Below are 12,821 nucleotides of genomic sequence, written 5' to 3' on the forward strand. Positions count from 1 at the left end.
TTTTAATATGCTATAAAGTATATTGACCCTTGACTTTCATAATTTTTAAGTTTGACAGCATCATCATCTGACATTAAGAGAACTGCACTTGCAGGAGTAGAATTAGCATAGGCATTTGTACTGTGTCCTATCTCTTGTCCGTTATTATCAAGAAGTGTAAGAACCTGTACATGCTTTAATATAATTCCTGGCTGTAATGACGAAGGCTGTCCGTTGTCTTGTTTAGGCTCAAAGCCTATATCAACATAGGAACCTTGTTTGACATAACCTGTTACTGCACTTGCTAAATCAACCTTTACGGCAACCTTTTTTAAATCACTGTTATACGATTGATTTTTTATCATTTCATCAGTTATTAAAGAACCTTTTTTTATTTCAACTGCTGCATAGCCTTTAGGGCTGTTAAGCACATTTCTTGCTGTTGAATAGGCTTTCACAATAGCAGTTTTACCTTGCAGAGGTTCATTAGGCATTATGTCTTGTGTTGCTATGACGACATTAACAATTTTCTGTTGACCTGTTAAATATAAATATTCACCTCCTACTATCAAGATTGCCAAAACTGCTGAAATAAACATCATGTATGTTTTTTTCACATTACCAACTCCTTTAATTAATATTTGTATTTAATTGATAATCAACATCAACTATTTTTTGTATCCTGAAAGATACAGGTTTGCCTAAAACATTTGTTACATTAGCGGTTGCGTCAATATAAATAGACGGTTTTGTTACAACTACACCATTAGGTGCTGTCATTGGATTAGAAGGTGAAGCATTATTATATGAAAAGTCAACCTTATTAATGGTTATATATTGGCTCATTGGCTGTTTGTTTAAAAAGTTATAGAATGTGTTAGGATCGCCGTTAAATACTATATTTCCGTATGCCATCTGTATTGGATCTGCGTATGCTAATGTTGCTAACGCCGATGTTGTAATTGCATCATCGACCATATCTCTTTTTGCTAATAACACTCTGTAATTTACATAAGCTATATTTGCAAGCAAGAGAATTATTGTTATTAAAAGTGCAAATATCAACACAGCAGAACCTTTTTTATCTTTGATAATGCTTGCTGATGGATGTGATTGGTCCGTATGCCATTGTAATATTTTGAACATTTTTCATAAGACCTCCTAACCCAATAGTAAAGCTTGTTATTTGTGTGCTGTATTGTATCCTCACTGATACCTCACCTCCATAATTCACTGGTGCTGGCGTATAATCTATGTGTACCTTACTTGTATCAAAGCCTTTCATTTGAAGCGTATTCATAATTTCGGTGACATCATCTGGCGTTAAACCGCCGTCCGTTTCTGCCCTTAATATTGCAAGTCTTGTAACTTGTTTTAAAGCATCACTCCTGTTTAAAGCTATATAGTTTTGCAGTGAATTAAATAATGGCAAAAGCAAAAATGGTAAAATCAAAAGAAAAGCAATTATTTCAGCACTTCCTTTTTTGTTTTTCACAATCTTTATCACCTCCAAAGAAAAAAGCACTCCAAAAGGAGTGCAATAATTAATGAGTATTTAAAGTTTGCTGTACTTGAGTGTTAGTATTTGTTACGCCATTAACAACTGTCGCACCTAAAGCTTTAATCTGAGGTCCTGCTGCTACCACAATGAAGATTAAGAGCACTGCAAAAGCGACTATTTCAGCAGAACCTTTTTTTGACTTTTTAAGTATGTTTGTTAGACTCATAAAAATTACCTCCTATAATTTTTTATGCACTATTATGTGCACATAAAAAAAGGCAAGCATTAAGCCTGCTTAATTGTTAATTTCGCTATGGTAGTAATCATATATCGTTCCTTTTACTGTTATTGGTATTATTATTGATTGCGTATAAGTTGTTCCGTTAATAGTTTTATAAACTGTTATTGTTATATTGTACGTACCATCAAGCGTATCTTTAGGTATTATTACTACTTTATCATATCCTTCAGAACTGTTATGTGCTGTGTGCCATTCACCATTTAAACCTTTAATTAAGTTTGTAGTATTTGAATCAATAAATTCATTGTTAGCATACCACATTCGTGCAGTTACGTTGTCTACATTACTATCACAATTAATGTCAATAATTATAGCTTGACCTGCTTTATAAACAGTATTCATATTATTATATGATACATTGTTAATTGTGTTTATGGTTACTGTCTGTGTTGTTATGTTGCCTGCATTGTCAGTTACTTTAAATGTATATGAACCATTAGCTCTTATATTGAATGTTGTAGAGGTGCTCGTTGTTGTACTACCGTTTGGAAGTGTTATATACGCCACTCCACTTCGATCATCTGAAGCTGATATTGTCAATGTTATCAAATTTGTTAATGTAGAAGGTATTCCTGAAATATTTAATGTTGGAGGAACTTTATCAATTAACACTGTTATAGTCTTTTGTGTTGTTGCGCCATGATTATCAATAACTGTATATGTGTATTGACCTTCTTTTGTTAAAGTATCCGTATATGAATTTTGATATACAATTTGATCATTAGGAAGTATTATTTCTTTAATTGCAAAATCAGAATTATCTAAAAGCTCATAATGTACGTTAGTCCATTTAATGGTATAAACACCTTGTAAATTAAATGGTATATCAATTTGTGTCCATGGTTGTAAATCCTGAAAATAATTTGATGGAATAGTATAAATCACGTCTATATGTTGTTTTCCTTGAGATTGTAACGTGCTTAATGGTACTTGATAAGCATATTGCCATGTTTTGGCTTCTTGATACTCATCACCATTTTTCCATGTATAATAATACGAAAAACCTATACCTGCTTTATAATTTCCAACGTCCTGTGTAGCATTTACAAGTTCAACATCTGCCATTATATGCACTTGTTTTCCCTTATAAGTCGTATAATTAGCCCATATAGAACCATTCCAATCTCTACCACTTTGTATTATTGAAGAAGCATCTAAACCTACATCATTTGAAGCACTTATATTCACAGTTACATCTTTATTTGTCCAACCATTAGCTGAAGAACTTATATTTACAAAAGGCGGTACATTTATATTGCTGACAGGAACAGTTAAATATTTATAATTTCCATTAATATCTGAAGCAATAAATAAATACGTTCCATTAGCAGTTATGGTATAAGATATATTTGTAAAAGTTGTTTTACTTCCATCAGGCAATTGTACAAAAGAAACACCTGAATCATCAGTAATCGATAAATTTATCGTAAAACTGCCATTTTGCCTAGTGTTTAATTGATCTTCATTTAATATCGTTATAACTGGAGGCGTTGTATCAGAACTCCCATTAGTACTGACATAAACAGGATTTATATAACTAATATCAGCACTCGGAAAATTTATATGATTAGAATACGCATAAGAATAATCACCTGGCGCATCAAAAGGTTTTATATCTATTGCATTTTCTGCAAGTAACATAGGATAACCATTTAATTTATTTATAACAATCCAATTTATACTTTCGCCTAAATGTCTTCCAAAAGTAACAGTTTCTCCAATTTTTAAATTGCTTGCAAGTTCACCATTACTTAATTTATAATCAGGCTTTAGATTGATAACTGGAACTACACCGTACGCAGAACTTGGACGTGTCGTGGTCACTGCGATAGATGAACTTAATATATATGAGTATTCAATACTTAAAGAAGCAGCACCACCGCTTAACCACCATGGAATATTTCCATTTAGATAGTTATATTTATTTTTAACTGCATTAGTTACTGACCTGTTCAATGAAAATCCTCTCTTTTGTACAAATAAATACAACTCATAAGGAGATAAAAAGTATACTTTATCATTTACTACTTGGTATATATATGACTGCCAACTTGTAAGTATATTTGGCACACAAAAACTTATTGATTGTCCTGACATCAAGTTAAGAGGCATTTGAGCATTTCCACCATTAGAAACTGATTGATCATCAACTGATATAGGCACTCTATGTGCAGTGACAGCAATAGCATTAATTTCATCTTGTGTAAATTCACTTAAGAAACCAGGTTCAGTATCATAAGCATAGTTACCTAATTTATCAGATGAAGGTTTTTGATTAGTATAATTAACAACTGTTTCTGCACTATTTAACCATTCTCTTATATTGCTTGTTTGCCAATATGAACTGCCATAAGTTATTTTATCACCGTTTGGAGATAGTAATAATATATTATTTTGAGTCATTGTATTAGCTTTTGAAATCGTGGATAAGAAAACAAAAATCAGCAAAAAAGATATAAATATTTTGCCTTTCTGTATCATAATTTTCACCTCATTACAAAAAAGACAGGTGTTAAACCTGTCTAATTGTTAATTTCGCTATGATAGTAGTCATATATAGTCCCCTTAACTGTTATTGGTATTGTTATTGATTTCGTATCTTCTGTACTGTCAGGATACCTTGCGTATGCCGTAATGATTATATTATACGTTCCATTTGGAGTATTTTTAGGAATTATTACAACTGTGTCATATCCTTCAGAGCTGTTTTGTCTTGTATGCCAACTTCCATTACCACTTACAAGATCAGTTATTCCAGTTGAAGAATATTCATTTGACGAATACCACATTTGTGCTGTTATTCTATACACTGGACCTGTTGTGGTTACATTAATCTTTACTGCTTGTCCTGCCGCATACGTTGTTTGCATATTAGGTGATATTGTTACTGGTGATTCTACATAAAATTGATAGTGTACTGTTTGAGACGCATTGTCTGCATTGTCTATTGCTTTTATATGAAGATAATATTTCCCTTCTTTATTGATAGATACTGTTATATTATTTGATGTTGTATCTACAGTATTATCAGGTTCTGTATTAGGATTTTGGTCTATTATATATGAATATCCTTTTAATCCTGTTGTAATTGTTGCACTTACTGTGTCAGATATTCTTTTTAAATTATCAGAATTGCCTGTTGCCTGCACATAGTATTCATACGTGTTTCCATTGTCTTTTGGAACATTCCAACTTATATTAATCTGATTGTCTTTTTGTGATGCTGTTATGCCACTAACTGTATCAGGAGGTGTCAAGTCTTGAGCTGAATGGTCTAACCAGCTTGTATTTGTTGTTACTTGCCCAAGATAGAATAATGTATTTGCTAACACTTTTTGTTCATCAGGTGTTGCATTACCATCACTATGTCCTGTTTGTATCATAGCTGTATTATTCCATGTTGTTAAATAAAAATTAGCATTTTTATTTAAATAATCAGGAAAATTAGAACCACTCCATTTGGTTTCTGGATATACCATCCAAATATCACCAAAAGCAAAGTTAGATGTACTATGAGATAATGGTACAGACAATTCAGTTCCAACGTCTCCAATTTGCCACGGATAGTTTGTTAGAAGTCCTTTTTTATTTATTATAATTTTAGTGTTTAAATATCCACCATAATAGTGAAAACCATTATCAGTTGGTGTATCCGAATTACCCCAGTATCCTACTTTAATATTAAACTTATCTCTAATTTGTCCTAATCCATTATTTGTTCCCCAATTATAACCAATAGTATCATGTCCGGCAAGAACTCCTCTGCCAGCATTTATAAAATTTAATATTGCATTTACAGAATCATTATTTAAATTTCTACCACCATTGCAATCCCATGCGCCCAAAAATATAACATCATATTTCCAAGAGCCATCAAAATTTTTGAGGTATTTATTAGGATCATTATTAAAGTTTATTATAGATACTGCATCAACACTTATCAAACCTTTACCATAACCTTTAGGATCATTACTATTTGGCTGTTCCATCCACATTTTTAAAGACGCTGATTTAGGCAAAGTATAAATTTGTCCTTGCCAGTTCGTAAATGTTATTGTTTGATCTACAGGTGGATATATATTTAAAACCTTTAAATGATCTTTAACAGGTATAGTTTGAAAATCAGAATCATTAATATCTTTCTTATATACCATGTACGAATACGTCTGCGAAGTATCATTTATACCCCAATTGAGCTGTATAGCGTTTTGAGAAGGCACTGGAATTGCTGTAATAAATGGTTTTGAATAACAATACGTATATACATCAGATACATTACCTGCATTATCAATAGCTTTTACGCGTACATAAAAATTACTTCCTGAATATGTGGTTGAAAAGTTGGAACTTGTTGTATCAATAGTATTATCAGGAACAGTATTAGGATTATTATCTATTACGACTGAATAACCTTTTATACCTGATGTTATTGTGGTTGTTACCGTATTAGAATCTATTTTTATACCATTGTTCATTCCAGTTGCTTCTACATAATAACTATATGTTGTGCCTTCATCATTATCAGAAAGAGTAATATTAATATTATTACCATTCTTTTGGATATTCGTTATTTTAGGTTTATCTGGTGATGTTAAATCTTGCCCCATATGGTCGTCCCAACTTGTTTGGTCGGTTACCTGCGCAAGGTAAAATAAAGTATTTGCAAGTATTTTTTGTTCATCAGGCGTTGCTGATCCGTTGCTATGACCTGTTTCTATCATTGCTGTATTGTTCCATGTTGTTAAATAATAATTCATTCTATAATTTGGATTAGCTATATAAGCATTAGCAGTTTGAGAAGATTGTGTTTGAACCCAAGGATCATCTGAATAATACAACCAGTTATCACCATTTGCAATTACCCATCCTGTATGAGAATAAGGAATGGTAAGTTCAGTACCTATATCTCCAATTTGCCATGGATAGTTTGTTAGAAGTCCCTTTTTACCTATTGTTATTTTTGTACTTCCCCAAAGTTGATATTGAACAGGTAAGTTTGGATAAGCCATTCCTGTATATTCAGATGGTATATCTGTTATGTTTAAGTAACTTTCTAATTTGTTGAAATTTTTAACATAAGGAGTTGGATTATATGTGAGTCCAGCACCATATTGAGCAGTGTCATGTCCTAACAATAATCCCCGACCATTATTTACAAAACTTTCAATTAAAGACAAAGCATTTGTTCCTATATCAAAACCATTATTACTGTCCCAAGCACCAAAATATACAACATCATACTTCCAAGATCCATCAGAATTTTTAAGATATGCAGAGGGATTACTGTTAAAATCCGTTATAGATACTGCATCAACACTTATTAAGCCTTTACCATAGCCTTTAGGATCATCACTATTTGGCTGTTCCATCCACATTTTTAAAGACGCTGATTTAGGCAACGTGTATGTTTGCCCTTGCCAGTTCGTAAATGTGATATTAGGTATTTGCTGTGCACCTATTTGCAGTGACTCTGAACTTTCAAACGTAAAAGTACCTATACCTGTTATACTAACATTGTCAATATAAGCAGTATCATTATAGAGACTTACTGAATAGTCTTTCGTATATGACCATGTAAACGTGTGTTGTCCTGCTGATACAGAAAATGATACTTGTTGCCAGCCTAAATTGCCACTATTTTTAAGTTTTTCCTGTCCGTCAATATAGAAGTGAATAAAATCATAATTAGTTTCACTGCTAACCATATACCAAAAAGATATTGTTCCAGATGATGGCATATTTACTGTTAAAGATGTTGAAGATGTAGAATTATTTGTATGATTAGTACTTTCGTATCCATATTGACTGTTATAGCCATATCCGCTTACCCTTGTCCAATTTCCAGAAAACGATACTGTATAAGCAGAAGGTGGATATACATTTAAAACTTTAACTTGACTTTTCGCAGGTATAGTTTGAAAACTAGTATCACCAGGTTTTTTCATATACAACATATAGGTATATGGTTGTGTACTATCAGGTACATTCCACTGCAAATGAATATAATTTCCTTGTGAATTAGGCGTTGCAGTTAATGTAAGGCTACTACTTGCATAAGCAAAAATCAAAATTGCAATAAATAACAAGACAAATAAAGATACAATAAAATATTTTTTATTTTCCTTTAATGTATTTATAATTTTCACATTCTCACCTCCTAAACAAAAAAGGACAGGCTCAACACCTGTCCTTAATATTTATTCTTTACGTTTAATCAAAGCAACAGCAAGCACTCCTAATGCCCATAAAGCAACAACAATTCTTGATATTGTAACTGACACATGTGGTGCAACATAAGCATATGCACCTATAAAAGCAACAAGACCCATTAATACATACCATTTAGTTTTTTGACTCATAAAATATCTCCTCCATTTTTTAAATTTTTACAATAAAAAAAGCACGCTTTAAACGTGCTTAAAATATTGTTTTAAGTCCACTCATAAGTTCAGGCATATATGAAGTCATGTATATTGCAAAAATACCAACAGTAATTAAAAATACAGCAACCATGACCTTATAATCTGACGCTTTATTTTCTTTTTGAGCATGTGCTATTACTGAACTAAACATTAATTGTGATAAAGCCTGAAGCATTTCCTTTGACCTGCCAGTAACATCTTTCTGTTCAAGTGCACTTACAAATACATCTATTTCATATATATCTGCAAGGTTTTTCAGTGATTTTATCATTTTGTCTTTATCTTTGCTGACAAAATATTCAGCACTTATTTTATTAAGCCTTCTCTTTAGCCAGTCCGATTTTACTGAATTTGCACATATCAAAAGAACATCACCATAGTCCATGTTTGTTGTAGAACCAATTTCAAATATGTCTACTATTGTAGGCAGCTCTTTTTTTACAATATTTTTTATATCATGCTCTTTTAAGTATAAATAAATATCAATTAAAAAGAACATACCAATTATAAATATGATCGCTTGAATTCCTTGAACTTTATTCATATACACATACCATAAACCAAATATTGTTAAAATAAATTTATAAAGTACATATTTATCAGCGTTCATACCAAAAGGATAATCAAGTCTTTCAAGCCTTTTATTGATTTTTAAGCGGGTATCTTCTTTCATGTACTTAAACTTTAAATCTTCTTTATCACCGTACTTCTTTTTATTTGCAAAAACATTGTATGAACTTAAAAACACATATATAAGGATCGTTAAAGGCAGTACTAAAACTATAAACAAAACATATCACCTCAGCTTTGCGCAATATTTTTAATTACATATATACCAGCAATATAAGCAAATATGTTAAATCCAATAACTGCCCAGCCTTGTATTGTATGTGTCAGTACTTCTATATCCATCTGATTTAAACCTATAAGCGAAAGTAAACTTAAGGCTATTGTTCCGCCTATTACAAAAGTTGCAGTAGTGGCATTTGACTCTCTTTCAGTTCTTATCTGCATATTTTTTAAAGCCTGTTCTCTTAAATGAGTTAATATTTCATTATAATTTCCGCCATATTTCTCATATATCTTCGTAAAGCTCACAAACTTCCTAAATTCAGCATTTAAAACACTGTTATTAATAGCATCTAATGTCTCTAAAAATGTTTTTGACGAAGTATCATACAGAAGCATATTACGCTTAATAATGCTTTTTAAAGGTTCACCGATATATTTTCCTGTTTCTCTTAAAGCATCAGGACAATTATTGTACGTATTAAAAAAATTCGTATACACATTTAAAAAATTTAAATAAATTTTATCTATTTTCTTTGTTTTATTTTCTATAACTACATTAAGTACATAATTTAAAGCATATATTGCAACGCCTAAAACTAATATGCCCATATAAAAGTGAGTAAAAAGCATTTTTAAAACAATAGCAATCAATAAAACTATCAAAATTGCAAAAACTGTTTTACCGTTTAATTTATACTTATTTAAACCGAAAACATTAATTACAGAATCTAATTTATGTGTTATACGGTTTTCTTTTATTTCAAGATTATCTAAAAACACATAAAAAACAATCGCTGCAAAAGGAATCAGAGCAATTATCATTATTATCTCAACTCCTTTATCTCCTTAATTTTATATTTTTCAAGGAATATTATTACGTCAAGCGAATTTTCAAGCATTTCTCTTAATGTATCTTCTTTCATATCTGAATCAGCTCTGCTCATCAGATAAAGAAGTCTGTTTATCACTTCATCTGCTGAATTAGCATGTATAGTCGCCATTGAACCTTTATGACCTGTATAAACGGCATTAAAAAAGTCAAAAGCTTCTTTATCTTTCATTTCGCCTATAAAAATCCTGTCAAGGCTCTGCAACAATGCTGCACGTGTCAAATCAAACAATGTATAGTTTTTGACTTCAGGATTATCTGATATTCTGACTAACTGCGTTATTATATCTGGATGCTTTGGTACGATCTCCATTGTTTCCTGTATCAACAACGCTCTGTCATTTAAAGGAATTTCATTAATTAATGCACCCATCAAAGTAGTTTTTCCTGAACCGCCTTTGCCAGCTATAATTATTGTCTTGTAGTCTTTTACCATTTGTTTTAAGCGTTCTCTTGTATTTCCGTCAAACATTCCTGACTTCTCCAGATTTAACAAGCTTTGCGACGCAGAAGGCTTTCTAATACAGATAGTAGGTGATTTCGCAGCAATAGGAGGCAAACTGACTACAATCCTCAAATTTTTCAATCTGTCTGTTACGACCGCCTGTGCTTGATTTTGATTTATTGTACCGCCGTTCATTGCAACTATTTTTTGGCAGTATTTCAATAGTTCCTGTTCACTCTTAAAGCTTTTATTTACCTTCATTTTATTTCCGTACTTTTTTATGAAAATTGTTTCAGGATCATTAACTAATGTATCAGTAATATCTGGATCATCAATATAAGGCTGCAATATGCCATATCCAAAAAGCATATCCTTAACATCTTTCAGTTTTTCGCTTGATATTTTCTTTTCTGCTAAAAATGCAATAATTTCTTTATCCAATGCATCTTCACTGATTTTATTGCTGGAATAATCATTTATCACTTTTGATTTTTCATAAGTGAATTTATCAGCTATTTCCTTTATGTCAATATCTTGAGTTTTATCTAAATCTACTTCGTAAGGATTTATTAACACATTAACACCCTCTTTACACTTTTTTAACTTTTATACCTGTTATTTCTTTTGCGCTATCAACGTCTGCATGTTTTCCTGCTATAAGTCCTGTCATTTTAGCTTTGTCTATTTTCCAATTGTCACATACAAACTTTATCATTTCAGCATTAATGTAATAAGACAAATTATTAGGTTCCATCACCACGTTTATTTCGTCAGCATATTTCAAGGCAACATAAGTATCAGTAAAATATATACCTGCATTTACATCAAACACAGCCGTATCAAAATCAAGAACGCTTATTATATAAGCCATATGTTCAGGAGTAAATTTCATGTACTCATACTTATCAAAACCTGTAAAAACATACATTGAATTTTTTTTATTAAGAAATTGAGATATGTCACTTTGTCCGCCTTCATACATTGCAATAAGTTCTGTTTTAGGCTTATATTCAAGTCCGTAATATCTATATATGTCAGGTATAAACTCTTTAAAGTCAATTAAGATCGTTCTGCCTTTTTCCTTTTCAGCTCTTTTTATTGCAAGCTCTGTTTTTGAAGTCAGCTCTGCTGCACTCCAGTATACTATTTTTTTCAAATTCCAACACCTCACTTTACATTATTTAATAGCAAATTATTAACTGAAATTTTTGCGTTCTTTCTTAAGCTGTCAGTAAAATCTTTAAGTGCATTTTGCCGTTTCACCTCAAGAAGTGTTTCTCTTATGGAATCTTTGACATTGTCAAGTGACTTTGTTCCTACATTATCAACCTTTACTATCTCATATATACCTGACATAAGTTTTACTTTTGTTACACCATTGGTCGTTAAAGTATAATTTATTGTTGCAGAATATTGACTTAATGAAAGATTTCCAACAAAACCGCCATTATCCTTTGTTGCAGTATCTATTGAATATTTTTTAGCCAAATCAGAAAAGTTACTGCCTTCGTTTAACATGTTCAAAACATTATCAGCATCTTTTTCGTCTTTTAAATCTATTCTGTATATGTCTGCATATATATAATCATTTTTGTGCTGTTCATAATACTTTTTAATTTCATCATCAGATACGCCTACATAACTTGTTTCTTTTGCAATCAGTTTATTTATTATATCAGCATCATTTTTGCCTTTAATTCCTTCTTTAAGTGCCTTATTAAGCATCAACTTTTCGTTTATCATATTGTTTAATAATTGTTCTTTATATATTTCCTCAAACGTCTTTCCATTGATCTTTTGGTTTTTAACGCCTTGAATCTTTTTATCTGTCGCACCTAATGCTTTTTTAAACTCATAAACAGTTATTTTTTCTCCATTCACATTTGCAATAGGCAGTGAATTGTAATATATCAGATAGCCACCTGCAAAAGCAATAATAGCAAGCAAAGCAATTATTATCTTTTTCAAATTTACACCTCCTAAAAAGTCAACTCATAAACATATACATATTCACGCTTAAATACCTGTTTATAAAAATCAGGATTAAACAAATTTTTTAATACAGTCATTGAACTCATTAATACAAGTTTTTCTGACGGTTGAGGAATAACCATTAAAGTATCATCTAATCTTTTAAATTTTAAAATATTTTCTTGTTCAAGCTTTAAAAGTACATTTTTATATACGAACATATTAGTGATAAATTTATAAGTTTTACCTTTATTCTTTTCAGCTATATTCTTAAAAGAGCCTATATAATCATTTATAATATTTTTGCGTATCACATCTTTATTCTTAAAATAATCATAACGTCTGTAAGTTTTATATAAATGTTTCAAACTCATGCCCTGTTTGATTTCTCCAAAAGTCAAAACAAATACAGGAGTAAGCCTTTTAAAAAACATTTCAATAAAGGCTGTTAAAATATCAAACAGAAAGTCAAAAACATATATTACTTTTACCAGCATATAAAAAATACCACCTAAATAATA

Annotated in this window: 13 protein-coding genes; all 13 read right to left on the bottom strand. The window is 31.0% G+C overall.

What is annotated here, in order from left to right:
• Nucleotides 1-2 precede the first annotated feature (2 nt).
• The 13 genes from J2Z80_RS15260 to J2Z80_RS01565 all read right to left on the bottom strand — a co-directional run bounded on the left by J2Z80_RS15260 (nt 3) and on the right by J2Z80_RS01565 (nt 12,797).
• Nucleotides 3-596 carry an RcpC/CpaB family pilus assembly protein gene (locus J2Z80_RS15260; RefSeq protein ID WP_209452786.1) on the bottom strand — a complete coding sequence of 198 codons (594 nt, stop codon included), beginning with the start codon at nt 594-596 and terminating at the stop codon, nt 3-5.
• A 13-nt stretch (nt 597-609) separates the two neighbouring features.
• Nucleotides 610-1,125 carry a hypothetical protein gene (locus tag J2Z80_RS01510; RefSeq protein WP_209452787.1) on the bottom strand — a complete coding sequence of 172 codons (516 nt, stop codon included), beginning with the start codon at nt 1,123-1,125 and terminating at the stop codon, nt 610-612.
• Entirely contained in the window at nt 1,061-1,474 is a 414-nt protein-coding gene (locus tag J2Z80_RS01515; RefSeq protein ID WP_349292564.1) for a hypothetical protein, read from the bottom strand. Before J2Z80_RS01515 ends, J2Z80_RS01510 begins: the two co-directional genes overlap by 65 nt.
• Before the next feature lie 49 nt (nt 1,475-1,523).
• Complete coding sequence (locus J2Z80_RS01520; protein ID WP_209452788.1) at nt 1,524-1,706, bottom strand: hypothetical protein; 183 nt, start codon at nt 1,704-1,706, stop codon at nt 1,524-1,526.
• Nucleotides 1,707-1,775: 69 nt separating this feature from the next.
• Nucleotides 1,776-4,262: a DUF6273 domain-containing protein gene (locus J2Z80_RS01525; protein WP_209452789.1), complete on the bottom strand. Its 2,487-nt coding sequence runs from the start codon at nt 4,260-4,262 to the stop codon at nt 1,776-1,778.
• A 41-nt stretch (nt 4,263-4,303) separates the two neighbouring features.
• Nucleotides 4,304-7,927 carry an Ig domain-containing protein gene (locus J2Z80_RS01530; RefSeq protein ID WP_209452790.1) on the bottom strand — a complete coding sequence of 1,208 codons (3,624 nt, stop codon included), beginning with the start codon at nt 7,925-7,927 and terminating at the stop codon, nt 4,304-4,306.
• Nucleotides 7,928-7,978: 51 nt separating this feature from the next.
• The gene (locus J2Z80_RS01535) at nt 7,979-8,140 is read right to left on the bottom strand and encodes a hypothetical protein (RefSeq protein ID WP_209452791.1); all 162 of its coding nucleotides are present in this window, start codon (nt 8,138-8,140) and stop codon (nt 7,979-7,981) included.
• 58 nt (nt 8,141-8,198) lie between these two features.
• On the bottom strand, nt 8,199-8,993 hold the full coding sequence (locus J2Z80_RS01540) for a hypothetical protein (protein WP_209452792.1): 795 nt from the start codon (nt 8,991-8,993) through the stop codon (nt 8,199-8,201).
• Nucleotides 8,994-9,004: 11 nt separating this feature from the next.
• On the bottom strand, nt 9,005-9,817 hold the full coding sequence (locus tag J2Z80_RS01545) for a type II secretion system F family protein (protein ID WP_209452793.1): 813 nt from the start codon (nt 9,815-9,817) through the stop codon (nt 9,005-9,007).
• Between the two features lie 2 nt (nt 9,818-9,819).
• Complete coding sequence (locus J2Z80_RS01550) at nt 9,820-10,905, bottom strand: TadA family conjugal transfer-associated ATPase (RefSeq protein ID WP_349292565.1); 1,086 nt, start codon at nt 10,903-10,905, stop codon at nt 9,820-9,822.
• A 13-nt stretch (nt 10,906-10,918) separates the two neighbouring features.
• The gene (locus J2Z80_RS01555) at nt 10,919-11,485 is read right to left on the bottom strand and encodes a hypothetical protein (RefSeq protein ID WP_209452794.1); all 567 of its coding nucleotides are present in this window, start codon (nt 11,483-11,485) and stop codon (nt 10,919-10,921) included.
• Between the two features lie 11 nt (nt 11,486-11,496).
• Nucleotides 11,497-12,297 carry a peptidylprolyl isomerase gene (locus J2Z80_RS01560; protein ID WP_209452795.1) on the bottom strand — a complete coding sequence of 267 codons (801 nt, stop codon included), beginning with the start codon at nt 12,295-12,297 and terminating at the stop codon, nt 11,497-11,499.
• An 11-nt stretch (nt 12,298-12,308) separates the two neighbouring features.
• Nucleotides 12,309-12,797: a hypothetical protein gene (locus J2Z80_RS01565; protein WP_209452796.1), complete on the bottom strand. Its 489-nt coding sequence runs from the start codon at nt 12,795-12,797 to the stop codon at nt 12,309-12,311.
• Nucleotides 12,798-12,821: the final 24 nt, after the last annotated feature.

The sequence above is a fragment of the Thermoanaerobacterium butyriciformans genome (assembly GCF_017874545.1).
Classification (GTDB): Bacteria; Bacillota; Thermoanaerobacteria; order Thermoanaerobacterales; family Thermoanaerobacteraceae; genus Thermoanaerobacterium; species Thermoanaerobacterium butyriciformans.